This window comes from Chryseobacterium sp. FH2 (assembly GCF_001045455.1).
In the GTDB taxonomy this organism is placed as follows: Bacteria; Bacteroidota; Bacteroidia; order Flavobacteriales; family Weeksellaceae; genus Chryseobacterium.
The window spans coordinates 72256-88356 of record NZ_LFNE01000009.1; the positions used below are offsets into that span (position 1 = coordinate 72256).

Annotated in this window: 15 protein-coding genes; 13 read left to right on the forward strand and 2 right to left on the reverse strand. The window is 34.5% G+C overall.

The window, feature by feature from the left end:
* Nucleotides 1-49 precede the first annotated feature (49 nt).
* Nucleotides 50-1156 (forward strand): M14 family zinc carboxypeptidase, encoded by a 1107-nt coding sequence (locus tag ACM39_RS14195; RefSeq protein ID WP_048511718.1) that lies wholly within the window; start codon nt 50-52, stop codon nt 1154-1156.
* A gap of 110 nt (nt 1157-1266) precedes the next feature.
* Here the strand turns inward: ACM39_RS14195 and ACM39_RS14200 are convergent, their stop codons facing one another.
* Nucleotides 1267-1776: a DUF4920 domain-containing protein gene (locus tag ACM39_RS14200; RefSeq protein ID WP_082140613.1), complete on the reverse strand. Its 510-nt coding sequence runs from the start codon at nt 1774-1776 to the stop codon at nt 1267-1269.
* Nucleotides 1777-1919: 143 nt separating this feature from the next.
* Here ACM39_RS14200 and ACM39_RS14205 point away from each other — a divergent pair, with 143 nt between their 5' ends.
* The 11 genes from ACM39_RS14205 (at nt 1920) to ACM39_RS14250 (ending at nt 12994) form a co-directional block, all read left to right on the forward strand.
* Nucleotides 1920-3335, forward strand: coding sequence for an APC family permease (locus ACM39_RS14205; protein ID WP_048511719.1), 1416 nt, complete (start codon nt 1920-1922; stop codon nt 3333-3335).
* Between the two features lie 313 nt (nt 3336-3648).
* Nucleotides 3649-4089: a GPW/gp25 family protein gene (locus ACM39_RS14210; protein ID WP_048511720.1), complete on the forward strand. Its 441-nt coding sequence runs from the start codon at nt 3649-3651 to the stop codon at nt 4087-4089.
* A gap of 22 nt (nt 4090-4111) precedes the next feature.
* A complete protein-coding gene (locus ACM39_RS14215) occupies nt 4112-5986 on the forward strand; it encodes a type VI secretion system baseplate subunit TssF (protein WP_048511721.1) in 1875 nt (624 codons plus the stop codon).
* Between the two features lie 27 nt (nt 5987-6013).
* Entirely contained in the window at nt 6014-6946 is a 933-nt protein-coding gene (locus ACM39_RS14220; protein ID WP_048511722.1) for a DUF3829 domain-containing protein, read from the forward strand.
* A 229-nt stretch (nt 6947-7175) separates the two neighbouring features.
* Nucleotides 7176-10007 (forward strand): excinuclease ABC subunit UvrA, encoded by a 2832-nt coding sequence (gene uvrA / locus ACM39_RS14225; RefSeq protein WP_048511723.1) that lies wholly within the window; start codon nt 7176-7178, stop codon nt 10005-10007.
* Nucleotides 10008-10016: 9 nt separating this feature from the next.
* Complete coding sequence (locus ACM39_RS14230; RefSeq protein WP_048511724.1) at nt 10017-10616, forward strand: hypothetical protein; 600 nt, start codon at nt 10017-10019, stop codon at nt 10614-10616.
* A gap of 228 nt (nt 10617-10844) precedes the next feature.
* The gene (locus ACM39_RS14235; RefSeq protein ID WP_048511725.1) at nt 10845-11243 is read left to right on the forward strand and encodes a hypothetical protein; all 399 of its coding nucleotides are present in this window, start codon (nt 10845-10847) and stop codon (nt 11241-11243) included.
* Between the two features lie 99 nt (nt 11244-11342).
* Nucleotides 11343-11477, forward strand: a complete 135-nt coding sequence (locus ACM39_RS18900) for a bacteriocin-like protein (protein WP_082140610.1) — start codon at nt 11343-11345, stop codon at nt 11475-11477.
* 173 nt (nt 11478-11650) lie between these two features.
* The gene (locus tag ACM39_RS14240; protein ID WP_082140611.1) at nt 11651-12163 is read left to right on the forward strand and encodes a DUF421 domain-containing protein; all 513 of its coding nucleotides are present in this window, start codon (nt 11651-11653) and stop codon (nt 12161-12163) included.
* 4 nt (nt 12164-12167) lie between these two features.
* Nucleotides 12168-12662, forward strand: coding sequence for a GNAT family N-acetyltransferase (locus tag ACM39_RS14245; RefSeq protein WP_048511727.1), 495 nt, complete (start codon nt 12168-12170; stop codon nt 12660-12662).
* Nucleotides 12663-12802: 140 nt separating this feature from the next.
* Nucleotides 12803-12994: a hypothetical protein gene (locus tag ACM39_RS14250; RefSeq protein WP_048511728.1), complete on the forward strand. Its 192-nt coding sequence runs from the start codon at nt 12803-12805 to the stop codon at nt 12992-12994.
* A 47-nt stretch (nt 12995-13041) separates the two neighbouring features.
* On the opposite strand, the gene ACM39_RS14255 is transcribed toward ACM39_RS14250, so the two are convergent.
* Nucleotides 13042-13356, reverse strand: coding sequence for a DUF4286 family protein (locus tag ACM39_RS14255; RefSeq protein ID WP_048511729.1), 315 nt, complete (start codon nt 13354-13356; stop codon nt 13042-13044).
* Nucleotides 13357-13503: 147 nt separating this feature from the next.
* Between ACM39_RS14255 and gyrA the strand changes: the two genes are divergently transcribed.
* The gene (gene gyrA, locus ACM39_RS14260; protein WP_048511730.1) at nt 13504-16092 is read left to right on the forward strand and encodes a DNA gyrase subunit A; all 2589 of its coding nucleotides are present in this window, start codon (nt 13504-13506) and stop codon (nt 16090-16092) included.
* Nucleotides 16093-16101: the final 9 nt, after the last annotated feature.

The window sequence follows — 16101 nt, forward strand, 5'->3', positions numbered from 1 at the left end:
TTTTTTCCGGAAAAATGGTTAATTTTGACTCTTGTAAACTATTTGATTAATGAACTTTGAACAGATTTATCAACAGAACCCTGATTTCCCAAATCGTTATATTTCTCCTGAAAAATTATTTTCTTACTTACAGGTAAATCTCAGTGATTACATTCAGGAGATTGGAAAATCTTATTTAGAAAAACCAATTTACAAACTGACTATTGGTTCTGGGAACATTAATGTTCTTGCATGGTCGCAAATGCATGGTAACGAATCGAATGCTACACATGCAATGTTAGACTTATTAATTACTTTAGATAAAGCTCAGGAGCTAAAAGAAGAATTGTTTAGCAAAATCAGACTTGATTTTATTTTTATGTTAAATCCTGATGGCTCTCATAAATGGATGAGGCTAAATGCCGCAGAAATTGACCTTAATAGAGATTTTCATAATGAAGCAAGCAAAGAGATTAAAATTCTAAAAAAAACAGCAGCTTCTGAAAAGTATGATTATGCTCTGAATCTTCATGAGCAGCGAACAATTTTCACAACTGACGGAGTACATCCTGCAACGCTCTCTTTTTTGGCACCTTCTGAGAATATAGAGCGTACCGTTACAGATAACAGAAAAAAATGCATGGCTGTCATTGCGGAAGTTTATCGTCATTTGAAAGAATTAATTCCTAATCAAATCGGAAGATATTCTGATGAGTTTTATCCTGCCTCTACAGGTGACAATTTCATCAAATCGGGAATGCCTACGATTTTATTTGAAGGAGGCCATTTTGTGGGCGACTATATAAGAAAGGAAACGAGAAAATATTATACAATTGCTTTATATTATGCTTTGAAAGCAATAAGCGAATTAAATTCCGGAATTGATGGTTGGGAAACTTATCTTGATATTCCTGAAAATAAAGAAACACACTATGATATTATTTATAGAAATGTAAAGCTAAATACAGATCATGAATGTATTTTAGACGTGGCCGTTCAATACAGGGAAATTGTAGAAGACGGTAAAGATGAAATATCCTTTGTTCCTTTTGTAATGGAAGTAGGAGACGTTAAAAAACGAAAAGGGTGGTTGGAAATTGACTGTACCGGAAAGAAATTCATTTCTGCGACTAAATATCCAAAATTGGATGCTGTGGCAGAATTTAGAATAGAATAAATAGTAAAAAGCGGAACAATTTGTTCCGCTTTTGCTTTTTATACTGTCTGTCATTCCGGCGAAATTTGTAAAGTTTAGTTTTTTTACTTTGTTCACAATGACAAAAGAAATTAATTTACAACTTTGATTCCGTTTGCTACGAATCTGATTTCTTCTTTCGGAGCCGTTATCGCATCAATTTCAGCCTGAGACTTCTTAGCATCTTCTGCATAATGTTTCTGCTCATCGACAGAAGTTACTTTTCTTTCAGCGCTTCCGTCCAATACTACCGTTTTACCTTTTAAAGCAGTTGGAACAAAGAAAGCATAATCTTTCATTTTCACGAAAAACTGAGAGTTATCTTCAGTCTGAATAGTTAACCAACATCCTTTTTTCTCGCAAACATCTGTTACTTTTCCTTTGATGGCTACGTTTTCAACTTTTTTATTCTCTTTTTTAAGCATTTTGCTTAATTTTTTTACAGAAACTGCTTTAGATTCAGTTCCAGAAGCAACTCCGCTTCCGTATGTATCACCAACAAGTGCGTTTCCGGCCGGTGGACCGATTTTTTTCGTCTCCTGCGCAAAAGCTAAAGTTGAAGCACTTATAGCTACTGCAAATAGTATTGCTTTGAATTTCATTTTTAATATTTTTTTCAAAAATACTAATAAAAATTGAATCATAAACAGACAAAAACTTGATAAAAAACAGGTCATTCTTAAAAATTAAAACAAAATCAAAAAACAAGCGCATATTTATTTATATTTGACATCTATACTTGATTATGCAGAAAAAACTGAAACTTTGGGATGCTGTTATGCTTGTAATGGGTTCTATGATTGGCAGCGGAATTTTTATTGTAAGTGCTGATATGATGCGGAATCTCGGTTCCGGATTCTGGCTTGTTGCCGTTTGGGTGATTACGGGAATTATGACTGTTGCTGCTGCAATAAGCTATGGAGAGCTTTCTGCATTGTATCCTAAAGCTGGCGGGCAGTATACTTACCTTAAGGAAATCTTTGGAAAAAAGATGGGGTTCCTCTACGGCTGGGGATTGTTTACAGTAATACAGACAGGGACTATTGCGGCAGTGGCGATGGCTTTTGGAAAATTTACAGCATATTTATTCCCTGCTCTTAATAATGCGGCTCCGATTTTTCAAAGCGGGGAGTTTAAAATAACCTGGATACAGATTTTGGCGATAGCAATCATACTTTTGCTTACATATATCAATACCAGAGGAGTAGAGAGTGGAAAATTATTACAGAATATCTTTACAGGTTCTAAAATATTAGCCTTATTAGGATTAATTGCTGCCGGGTTTATTTTGGTAGATTTTTCTCATTTGGCTGAAAACTTCAGTTTAGGATATGACTCTTTTAACAATCTGAAAAAAGATTTGAATGGAAATTTCTTAAAAGAAGGTTGGGAACCGATTGGCGGAATGACATTAATGGGCGGAATTGCAGCTGCGATGGTAGGCTCTGTATTCAGTTCTGTAGCATGGGAAAGTGTAACTTTTGTGTCAGGAGAAATTGATAATCCGAAAAAAAATGTTGTAAAGTCTATGATTTATGGTACTTCTGCCGTAATGATTTTATATATCGCCGTTAATTATGTTTATTTGAATGCACTAGACAGGGATGCGATTGCTTTTGCAGAAAATGATAGAGTAGCGGTTGCAGCTTCTCACAATATTTTCGGAAGTGCAGGAACGGTTATTATTGCTTTGTTGGTAATGATTTCTACTTTCGGTTGTAATAACGGGCTGATTCTGGCAGGAGCAAGAGTTTTCCAGACGATGGCAAAAGACGGGATGTTTTTCAGACAAGCGGGAAAAAACAACAAAAACGAAGTTCCTGAAAATGCTCTTTGGATGCAGGGAATTTGGGCTTCTTTATTATGTTTAAGCGGCCAGTATGGAAATCTTTTGGATATGATTTCATTTGTAATTGTGTTGTTCTATATGATTACTGTTTTTGGAGTTATTTATTTGAGATTCAAACAGCCCAATCTTGAAAGACCGTATAAAACATGGTTATATCCTGTCACTCCTGTTATCTATTTATTAATAGGAACAGGGTTTTGTATTTTACTTTTAATCTACAAACAACAGTATACTTGGCCAGGCTTCGTCATGGTTTTATTGGGACTTCCGGTGTATTACTTTATTAACCGAAATCAAAAAATTAAAGAATAATATTCTAAAAGCTGTTTGCTTGGATCGAGGTGCTTTTTTCATCATTTATGTTTTTTTCAGGAGCTTGATCCCGCTTTCCGCTATATCTTTTTTGCCTATGCTTTTAAATGCCAAACAAAAAAAGGATGCCGCTGCAATCGGGGCTAGGAATGTGCTATCTAAAGCTCATTATAAATTTTCCTGAAGATTCAATTACGAAAACTTTAAATAATATTTTGAATTTTAACAATACTCTATTTCGTGAAAAATGTTTAATTTGGTATTTATTTTCAGATAAATTAGATTATGACGTAAAAAATAAAGAAGTAGAATCATGGATACACCAAATTACAGAATGCCTTTTGTTCCATCAGCATTAATGACGGAAGGAGGAAGTATTGACACCTGCGACATGGGTGAAAGTATTGCCCACAATATCATGCTGCTGATCACCACCAAAAAAGGCGAAAACAGATATGATGAAAATTACGGAAACGACGTTTGGAATCTGGAATTCGATAATGGAGTTACAAGTGCTGTTTGGGAAAACGTTTTCATTAAAAGTTTAAAAAGACAGATATTAGCATACGAACCCCGAATTGTTCAGCCGCAAATTGATGCCAGTATTCAGTTTGTAGAACATAATTATGATACAAAAGAGCACACGGAAATCAAAAAGAAAGTCAAAATCGCCATCAATGCAAAGATGGAGGAAACAGGAGAGCGTTTCAGCTTTTCTACAGAGTTATTTTTGAGCCCGATGTCTATCGATTAAGTTTTAATTGTAACCAGAATTTATGAATTTAGATCAGAATATATATTCCAAAGAATCGGTAAAAGCGAGAATGCTCCAGAATGCAACTAAAGTTTGGGGATTAAAAAGTCCGCAGTCTTTGGATCCTTTTGTAAAATTGTTAATAGATGCATTCAGCACCGAGGTTTTTAAAGCAAACAACGAGATACAGACGGTAAATGCCCGGATTTTAGAGAAATTGGCAAAACTTTTAACGCCCTCTATTTACACACATCCTATTCCTGCCCATGCGATTGCTTTTACACAGCCTTATGAATCGTCTGAAATATTGTTGGAACATACAGAATTTTTCTTCAGAAAGCAGATGACTTCAACGGTAAAATCAGAATCAGATAAACAGCTTAATATTCCCTTTACTCCTGTTGGTAATGTCCGGATTAATAAAGCGCAGAATTCTATTATGTTTGTAGGAAATACCTGCTATGGAATAGATGACAGGCTGAACAAAATCCCTATTGCAAGATTTCAGGGAAAACCGGAGGATTACAGGAAAATTACCATTGGAATTAACGTAACAAAATATGCAAGCGAAAATTTTCCTAAATCCGTAAGCATTTTCTGTTCAAATCCCGCTTTTGAGCATTTAGATTTTGTTTATAAACTGTTGCCATATATTACCATTTCAAGTAACGGGAACCCTTTGTTTGTAAAAGAAGGAATTTCTTACCTTAAAAATAAACAAGCAGACGGATATGAGCAGATGTTTCATGAGCAATCTATTCAGAGTAAAATTATAGATGATATTAAAAGTATTTATCATCATAAATTTATTGAAATAACAGGGCTTTCGCATAGTCTGTTTTCTGAAGCAGGTCAGCTTCCGCAAAATCTTGATTTCCTTGGAGATCGGGAAGAAATCGGAAAATACATTGAAGGCAAACGGTATTTATGGTTGACTTTAGAATTTCCTCCACAGTTTACTGCCGAAATTTTGGATAATTTTTCTTTTGTATTAAATGCTTTCCCAATTTATAACCGCGGTTGGAAAAAAACGGAATACAGTTTAGATATTATGGGAAATAATATTCCTTTGGTTACCGATGACGGCGAACACTTTTTGTATGTTGATGAGGTTCAGGATGGTGAGGGAAGAGTATATACTGAAATTCCCTTTACGCCAAACGATAATTTGAAAAAAGGTTTGTATACCGTCAGAAAAGGAGGAATGGAACGCTTCAATAATCGTAATGCCGTTGATATGATTGCAAGTGTTCTCGAGCTTACAAGAGACGAAATTGCAGCGTTCTCTCTTTTAAACAGGGATAATGTAAAAGGCGTTCTGAGCGAAATGTCTGATAAAATGAAATCAATGGTTCAGAAAGTGAATAATGCAAAACGAAGCATTAAACAAGAGCTGAATTATGTCATTATGGAACCTGTAGAAAAAACGGATCATACCTATGCATCTTTCTGGGTAACATATTGTACTTTGGCAAATCACATGCGTCCGGGAACTGAACTTTCAAACCAATTAAAATCTCAAACGCTGGTTCTTCTTACCGAAACGATTGGAGGGGCTGAAGAGCAGAAAGGTACAGACAGTATTCAAGCTTATAAATATGCTTTGACTACAAGAGATAAAATTATTTCTCTGGAGGATGTTAAAAATTACTGCAGAATGGTTCTGAAAGATGAGATGAAAGAAGTAAGAGTTACCAGGGGAACAATGATAAGCAATAAACCGAAAGAGGGCTTTGTACGAACCGTCGAAGTTGAAATTATTCCCCAAAACTATTCTTTCTATGGAAGAGCCTACTGGGAGAATATGTCAAATATTCTTAAAAATCAGATTGTTTCAAAAGCAATTGACGGAATTGAGTATCTAGTGAAAGTTACCAACGAAGACACCGATTCTTAATTTAAAATTAATCGCTAAATAAAATATATGAAAAAAATTATTGTACTTGTATTGACGCTGTCTCTGAGTATCGTCAGTATGAGCTGTAAGAAAGATTTGGGTAAATTCGGGGATGCCATTTTAAATAATATTGAAGGTAGTAATGGAGCCAATGCCATTATTGATTTTAATAATAATTTCTTGGACTCTTATAAAAGCTCTTCAAGCCATATCGAAAGTATTTTAAAATATGCAGATGCCGCCGTTACGAAATCAAAAGGAGGGAGTGTCATGATAATGCCGATTGTTATTGGTTCTATGGATTATAATCTTGATAAAATTAAAAATGTACCGTCCGGATTTGGGAAAGATAAAACTGCGATTGAAACCGATTTTCAAAATTATAAAACTAAAAAAGGCAATATTGAAAAGAAATTCGAGGAGTTGAAGTCATACATGAACTCTGAAGATTTTAAAGATGATAAAGGGGTAAAAGCAGAGACAATAGCAAAAGAAATTGAAACTGATGCCCAATCTTTTTTTGTTTCAGGAGAAAGTATTTTAGATAAAATAAAACCTGCAACAGATGCCGCTGAAGAAGTTATTTTGAAAGATCATCCCATGAAAGAATATATTATTTCCTCTAAAAGCCTGATGAATACTCTTGATTCTGCATATGGTGTTATAGGCAGGCAATATGAAGGAAAATTCAATGAAGTGGAAGCCCAGGAAAAATATGATGAATTTGCCAAAGCGGTTGAAAATAATGCAAAGCTTGATTTTAACGTAAAAGATACACAGTATGCCTATAAAAAATCTTTATTTGAAAATGTGAATAAAAATTCGGCGAATTTTTTAGATACTTTCAGAAAATTAATAAGAAATTCTAAAGCTTCGGGGAAAATATCAGACAGTGATATTCAGCAAATTGATTCTGCTTATGATTCAGTACTTAATTCTTACAATTCATTTGTAAAATAAAATACATTAAATAAACTATTGAAAAGAAGATCGATGAATATTTTTCACCGATCTTTTTATTTGAAATGAATCTATAAGTTAAAAGCATCTATAAAAAACTTTAAAATAATTAAAATTAAAAATTTTATGCCTTTACCTGTTATTTAATCTAACATTTTTTAACACAAAAAATTCCATAAAATTCCGTAATTTTGCACATCGTGATTTTCAGGTAAAGTCACACCAAATTATGAGTAAATCAACAGAATATATAGAAGTTTACGGTGCACGCGAGCATAATCTTAAAAACATTAATGTGAAAATTCCACGTAACGAATTGGTCGTGATTACCGGGCTTTCGGGAAGCGGAAAATCGTCATTGGCTTTTGATACTATTTTTGCGGAAGGTCAGCGTCGTTATATCGAAACGTTTTCTGCATATGCGAGACAGTTTTTAGGAGGTCTGGAACGTCCTGATGTCGACAAAATCGAAGGACTTTCCCCTGTAATTGCTATTGAGCAAAAAACAACCAATAAAAATCCTCGTTCAACTGTTGGAACTGTTACGGAATTATATGATTATTTACGACTTTTGTATGCGAGAGTTTCCGATGCCTATTCACAGACAACGGGAAAAAAATTGGTAAGCTATACAGAAGACCAGATCCTTGAAGCTATCAAAGAAAATTATAAAGGCGAAAAGATAATGTTGATGGCGCCGGTAGTGCGTTCCAGAAAAGGGCATTATCACGAACTTTTTGTTCAGATGGCGAAGAAAGGATATGGACAGGCAAGAGTAGATGGTGAGTTGCTGGATATTGAATATGATTTAAAGCTAGACCGTTACAAAACCCACGATATTGATATTGTTATTGACCGTTGGATTATTGGGGAAAGTGCATCTGAAAGCAGAATGGAAAAATCATTGCGAACAGCGATGGAAATGGGAGAAGGACTTATCGGAATTCAAAAATTGGGAAGTACGGATATTGAATATTTCTCGAAGAATTTGATGGATGCAGAAACAGGACATTCACTGGCTTTACCGGAACCGAATACTTTTTCGTTCAATTCCCCGAAAGGAAGCTGCCCAAGCTGTAAAGGGCTGGGTACAATAAAAAAAATCAATACTGATTATTTTGTTGAAAATCCCAAATTATCAATCAATCAGGGAGGTTTGTTACCTTTGGAGGATATCAAGTCAAACAAATGGATTCTGGCTCAGATTAAAAATATTCTTGAAATTTTTGGGCTGGGTTTAGCGACTCCTTTTAAAGATATTCCGGAAGAGGCATTGGAGTATATCTACCACGGCTGTCACAAGGAGTTTAATAAAGATTTAAAATATGCAGGAATTACCAAAAAGATTAAAATCAGCTTTGATGGTTTGATTCCTTTTATGGAAGAATTGATTGAAGAAAGAGAATCTTACGAAGCAACTTTGCTGGAAAGGCATTTTACAACGGAAGAAACCTGCCCGGAATGTAAAGGAGCTCGTCTTCAGCCCTCAAGTTTAAGTTTTAAAATTGACGGGAAAAATATTGCTGAGGTTAATGGATTGAGTTTATCAGACTTAAAAGAATGGTTAACAGACGTTAAAGATAAATTCTCAGAAAAAAATAAAATCATCGCTCATGAGATTTTAAAAGAAATCGAAACCCGTCTTCAGTTTTTATTGGACGTTGGTTTGGATTATTTAAGTTTAAGCAGAAGTTCTAAAACCCTTTCCGGAGGGGAATCTCAAAGGATTCGTCTGGCAACGCAAATTGGGTCTCAATTAGTAAATGTTCTTTATATTTTGGATGAACCCAGTATCGGGCTTCACCAGAGAGATAATGAAAGATTGATTAATTCTTTAAAAAATCTTCGTGACATCGGAAATTCGGTTATAGTTGTTGAGCATGATAAAGATATGATTCTGGAAGCCGATGAAGTATTGGATATTGGTCCGAGAGCAGGAAAATTCGGGGGCGAAATTCTTTGGCAGGGAAAGCCAAATGATTTATTGAATGCCGATACAATCACAGCTCAATATATCAACGGAAAAAGAAAAATTGCTATTCCGGAAGTAAGAAGAGCAGGAAACGGTAAAAATATATTATTAAAAGGTGCTACAGGAAACAATCTTAAAAATGTAACCCTTGATATTCCTTTGGGAAAATTAGTTGTGGTTTCGGGAATTTCAGGAAGCGGAAAATCTTCTCTGATTAACGGAACTTTGTACCCGATTCTTAACAAACATTTTTACAGAGCAGTTCAGGAACCTCTGCCTTACAAAAAAATTGAAGGTCTTGAGCATATCGATAAAATTGTAGATGTAGACCAGACTCCGATTGGTAGAACACCTCGTTCAAATCCTGCGACGTACACGGGAATGTTTACAGATATTAGAAATCTTTTTGCAGAATTACCGGAAAGTAAAATCCGGGGTTACAAACCGGGAAGATTTTCTTTCAACGTAAAAGGCGGAAGATGCGAAACTTGTCAGGGAGGCGGTTTAAAGGTGATTGAAATGAATTTCCTACCGGATGTTTATGTTCACTGTGAAACTTGCAACGGAAAACGTTTTAACAGGGAAACGCTGGAAGTTCGTTACAAAGGAAAGTCAATTTCTGATGTATTGGATATGACGATTGATGAAGCGGTAGAATTTTTCCAGCCGATTCCTAAGATTTTTGCGAAAGTAAAAACCTTGCAGGATGTCGGTTTAGGATATATTACGTTAGGACAACAGTCTACAACGCTTTCCGGAGGGGAAGCTCAGCGTATCAAATTGGCAACTGAGCTCGCAAAAAGACAGACAGGAAATACTTTATACATTCTTGATGAGCCTACAACCGGACTTCATTTTGAAGACGTAAAAATTCTGATGGAAGCTATAAACCGATTGGTGGAATTAGGAAACTCATTCATCATTATTGAACATAATATGGATGTCATAAAATTAGCCGATCACATTATTGATGTTGGTCCGGAGGGAGGAAAATACGGTGGACAGATTGTTGCACAAGGAACGCCTGAGGAAATTGTAAAGTCGAAAAAGAGTTTAACAGGTAAGTTTTTGAAGAGAGAACTGGAATAGATTTTTGATATGCAAATATTAACACAAAAGAATGGGAGAAACACAAAATATTTTGAAATTCAAGAAGATGGAGTTTTTATAAAGGATAACTTCGCTAAAGAAGTGCAGGAGTATAAAGTTCATTTTAATGACATTCAAGATGAGGAAATTGTCTTTAGAAAAAGTAAAGATTTTGTACTTATAATTGTAGTTATATCCGTTTTGTTTAATGGAATATTTCTTACGATATTTTTTAATGAGCATTATCATCTTTCTGGCTCATTAGGAATGATTGTTTTTGGAGTTATGATGATTCCTGTTTTTATTATTGCAGGACTATGCAATAATGAATTTAGGAAAGAAGCATCTAAAAGCCTTACAGCGAAAAGACCCATTATTTTCTTCTATACAAATAAAGATAAGGAACAGGTTGATTTATTTGTTTCTAAAATTAAGGAAAGTAAAAAAGAATTTTACTTAAAAGAATATTTTAGAATAGATAATCTAATTCCAACTCATGTACAACTAAGCAGGATCCACTGGCTTTATGAAAATAAATACATTAATGAAAGTAATGCAAAGTTTATCATTGATGAAATTGAAAGTAAAAGAATTATTGAAGGTTTATAATTTCCAAATATAGAGCTAAACTTAATCGGTTTGGCTTTTTTTATGCCTGGAATTTACTTCCAATATTAAATTTTCAATTATTTTGAAAGTTATATATTTGTAAATCAGCATTTTATATTTCAATGTTAACTAAATATTAACTAAAAGTTAATTTAATATGAATTATTTTTAATAACTTTGGTAGGAGATACAAAATAATTTAATTATAATATTTAAAACCAATAAGTTATGAAAAATAATATTCAAATATTTATTGCTTCTTTTTTTGTCTGCGGATTTATGTCTCTAATGAATACCGTTAAAGCACAAGTTGCCAATAACAATGTAATTCAGGAAATTCAGCTGAATAAAAATGATGCCTTGAATGAAGTAAGAAATGAGCTAATGGATAATTTTGATTTTGCAAATTATGAATACAAACAGGGAATTGTAAATTCAGAGGTGAAATTTGATATTTCGGAAAACGGAAAGATTACGAATGTTCATTCGACAGGGGATTGTAAAAATGTAAGCAGGGAAATTGAAAACGTTTTAACCAATCTTAAAATTAACCGCAGAATTTTAAATAAAAATATGATGGCATATACTTATGTCATGCCTGTAACAGTGGAAATTGACAACAGATAATCTTATTTTTCAAGTGCAAATCCTGAAAATCTCAATCAAAAATCTGTAATAAAAGATAAATTATATCGTTTTAACTTTAATCCACAAAATTAAAACAATATGAAAAATTTAAGAAAACTGAACAAGACTGAATTAAAATCAGTGTATGGAGGACAACCGAAAAAATATTGTGTTTATTGCGAAAGGTTGAACCAGGTCGTTTGCAGTGAAGTTCCAATTGCTCAATGTCCTTAAAGAATAAGCCGCTCTAAATGAGCGGTTTTTTATTTATTTTCTATCACAAGAACTAAGCAGGAACTAACGGTTTTATGTGTATGTTGTTTTCTTCAAGCTAGCCGATTGTATAGTGCGAAATAAATGCTTTTACAAATCATAAAAATTTATACATTTGGTATAAATAAACTATTGTGAATCCTATTCTTGATGTAGTTGTCCGGTCTCTTTGCGTTTACCTTTTCATGGTGATTGCTATTCGCCTTTTTGGCAAAAACCAGCTTTCTCAGCTCAATGCGGGAGATGTCGTTTTATTATTGCTGATTTCCAATGCCGTACAAAATGCAATGGTAGGCCCGGACACCTCTTTACAGGGCGGGCTGGTTGCTGCATTGGTTCTTTTTGCTGCCAATTTTATTCTAAAGAGATTGATGTTTTCAAATCGCTATTTCGAAACCTTTATGGAAGAAGATCCTGTGATTTTGGTCAAAGATGGGAAGGTAGATGAAAAAGCTTTAGATAAAGTTAAAATAACACAAGATGAGCTTGAAGAAGCAGTGCGTGAACATGGCGTAAACGGAATTAAAGAGGTAAAGCTTTCTATTTTGGAAGTGGATGGGAACATCAGTGTGATTTCGGAAGATGAGAAAAGCAAACAGACGCATTATTCCAGAATTAAAAGAAAAAACAAAAGAAAATATTATTAAATAAATGAATTACGAACTAAGGGAAATGCTTCCCAATGACGAAACCAGGGTTTTAGAAATATTTCAGCAGGGGATTGACAGTGGTATTGTAACTTTTGAAACTACAGTCCCGACTGCCGAAGCCTGGAATATGGAGTTTTATAACGATTGCCGCTGGGTTTTGGAAAACGAAGCCAATGAAGTTATTGGCTGGTGCGCCCTGAAAACGGTTAGTAAAAGAGAATGTTTCAAAGGAGTGGCAGAAGTAAGTATTTATCTGGATAATAAACATCAGGGATTAGGATTGGGTTCGGTTTTACTTAAAAAGCTGGTTTTGGATAGCGAAAATCACGGATTCTGGACTTTGCAATCAAACATCTTTCCTGAAAATGAAACTTCGATAAAATTTCATCAAAAGTATGGCTTTAGAATAGTGGGTATAAGAAAAAAGTTAGGGAAGCTTAATGGAGAATGGAAAGATGTTGTCATGCTTGAAAAAAGAAGTGAGATAATAAATTGATTTGCCAAAAAACTTTAGCTCTTCAACAAAGTATCTTAAACTCAGAATTTTAACTTTTTTTTACTAAATCCAATACTTTCGTACTTAATTTTTGGCATTAACCTTGATTATTTTCATCCTTAATTTGTAAAAATGAAAAAATGAAAGGTTTGATTAAAGTTGTTGGTGTCACAACGGTAATGTTGATGTTAACCTCATGTGTGGTTCACGAGCACTACGGAAGGAGAGGAAGACCACCGGGACATACAAAAAAAGTATATATCTATGAAAAAAGAGGAAACGGGCACAGCCATGGACATCATCGAGGGCGCGGACATCACAGATGGAATTGAGAAAAAATAAAAGAGCACTGATAATTCCAGTGCTTTTCTTTTTTTAACTAAAGTCTTGTTTTTTTCGGGTTTAAGAAAGTATTAAAAATCATTACCTCCTGACCAAATTTATTCTCGACAATTTCAGCAATATTGACGAGTTCACTTTTGATGAAATCCTCACGAAGATCATCATTGTCAAAGATTAAAAGAAGATTATAATTTTTCCCATCTTCAATATAATCGCTATGTACTTCGGAAAGGATATATTTGTTGACATCCAGTAGATTTTCTGTCATTAAAACCAATGTTTCATCAATATAATTTTCCCATTCTTCGAGATTATTTTTCGTACAGTGGAAAGTTATACTTAATACGCTCATATTTTATGAATTTTTAAGATTTTTTGAATAAATTCTGCCACAAAAATCGGCAAATTTTTCGTAAATTAGCCCGTTAATAAAAATACAAAATAAATAATTTTCAAGCTCACAGCTAAAGGTTTGAAAATCATTATAATAAAATTGTTTATGCAAAAAGAAGGAGAAAGACTGATTCCTATCAACATTGTTGATGAAATGAAGTCATCTTATATCGATTATTCGATGTCCGTTATTGTTTCGAGAGCGTTACCGGATGTAAGAGATGGCTTGAAACCCGTTCATAGAAGAGTGCTGTATGGTATGTATGGATTAGGGGTTTTTTCTAATAGAAAATATTTGAAATCTGCTAGAATCGTTGGAGATGTTTTAGGTAAATATCACCCGCATGGAGACTCCTCTGTATATGATGCAATGGTGAGAATGGCACAGCCGTGGAGCTTGCGTTATCCACAAGTTGACGGTCAGGGTAACTTTGGATCTATGGATGGGGATCCGCCTGCAGCAATGCGTTATACTGAAGCAAGATTAAAAAAGATCTCTGATGACATTCTTTCAGACTTAGACAAAGAGACTGTAGACTTCCAGAATAACTTTGATGATAGTTTGACAGAGCCCACAGTAATGCCTACAAAAATTCCTAATCTTCTGGTAAACGGAACATCTGGTATCGCAGTAGGTATGGCTACAAATATGGCTCCCCACAACTTATCAGAAGCTGTAAATGCAATTTCTGCCTATATTGATAATAAAGATATTACAATTGATGAGCTCATGCAGCATATCATCGCTCCGGATTTCCCTACAGGTGGTATAATTTATGGATATGACGGGGTAAGGGATGCTTTCCATACGGGTAGAGGCAGAGTTGTTTTAAGGGCTAAGGTCAATTTTGAAGAAATTGGTAACAGAAGCGCTATTATTGTGACAGAAATCCCTTATCAGGTAAATAAAGCAGAGATGATTGCCAGAACTGCCGAGCTTGTAAAGGATGATAAGATTCCCGGAATTTACGAAATCAGAGATGAATCTGACAGAAAAGGTCTACGTATTGTTTATGAACTGAAAAACGATGCGATTCCTAATGTTGTTTTAAATTTATTATATAAATATACTGCACTTCAGACATCTTTTAGTGTTAATAATATTGCATTGGTTCATGGCAGACCGGAACAATTAAACTTAAAAGATATCATCCATCATTTTGTGGAGCACAGACATGAAGTAATTGTAAGAAGAACTCATTTCGAGCTTAGAAAAGCTAAAGAAAGAGCTCATATCTTGGAAGGTTTCATGAAAGTGATTGGTACTCAGGATTCTTTAGATAAAGCAATATCAATCATTCGTCACAGCGCCAATCCTCAGGCTGCAAAAGAAGGGTTAATTGCAGAATTTGATCTTTCCGAGATTCAGGCTCAGGCGATTCTTGACTTACGTCTTGCCCGTCTGACAGGGATGGAGCTTGATAAAATCCGTGATGAATATGATGCAATCATGAAAGAAATTGCTAATTTGGAAGATATTCTGGCGAACGAACCAAGAAGATTCCAAATCATTAAGGATGAATTGGCTGAAATTAAAGAAAAATATGGTGATGAAAGAAGAACTGAAATTGATTATTCAGGAGGAGAAATGTCTATTGAAGATATTATTCCTAATGAATCTGTGGTTCTTACCATTTCACACGCAGGGTATGTTAAAAGAACTTCACTTTCAGAATACAAAATCCAAAGCAGAGGTGGTGTAGGAAACAGAGCGGCAACAACAAGAGATGAAGATTTCTTAGAGTATATAGTTTCTGCGACGAATCACCAGTATATGTTATTCTTCACAGAAAAAGGAAGATGCTATTGGTTACGAGTGTTTGAAATTCCTGAAGGCTCTAAAACAGCAAAAGGTAGAGCGGTTCAAAACTTGATTAATATCGAACCTGACGATAAAATCAAAGCATATATCAGAACCAATAACTTAAAAGATTCTGAATACGTAAATCAAATGAGCGTTGTAATGGTCACTAAAAACGGAACCATTAAGAAAACGTCTCTTGAAGCATATTCTAGACCGAGAGTCAATGGAGTTAATGCTATCGAGATTAGAGATAATGACCAATTGTTAGGTGCTTATTTAACAAACGGAACTTCTCAGATCATGATTGCTACGAAAAACGGTAAGTGTATCAGATTCCCGGAAGAGAAAGTAAGAGAAGTTGGTAGAGGTTCTATCGGGGTTCGTGGTATCGCAATGGAAGATAGCGATGAGGTAATTGGTATGATTGTTGTGAACGATGTGGAAAAAGAAACCGTTCTTGTGGTATCTGAAAAAGGATACGGTAAGAGAACTGCTGTCGAAGATTATAGAATTACCAACAGAGGAGGAAAAGGAGTTATTACCTTAAATATCACTGAGAAAACAGGAAATCTGATCGCTATTCAGAACGTAACAGACGAAGACGGATTGATGATTATCAATAAATCTGGTGTTGCTATCAGAATGAATATGGATGAGATGAGAGTGATGGGTAGAAATACTCAAGGGGTAAGAATGATTAACCTAAAGAAAAATGATGAAATTGCAGCAATCGCAAAAGTAGAAATGGATAAAGATGTAGAAGACGATTCTGAAGAAAATGAAGAAATAACAGAAACTGTAGCTGATAACCAAGAAAACAATACAGAAATACCTCAAGCGGAAAATCAAAACCCAACTGAGGAAACTGGGAATTCTGATTCGGAAGAATAAAATTGTACA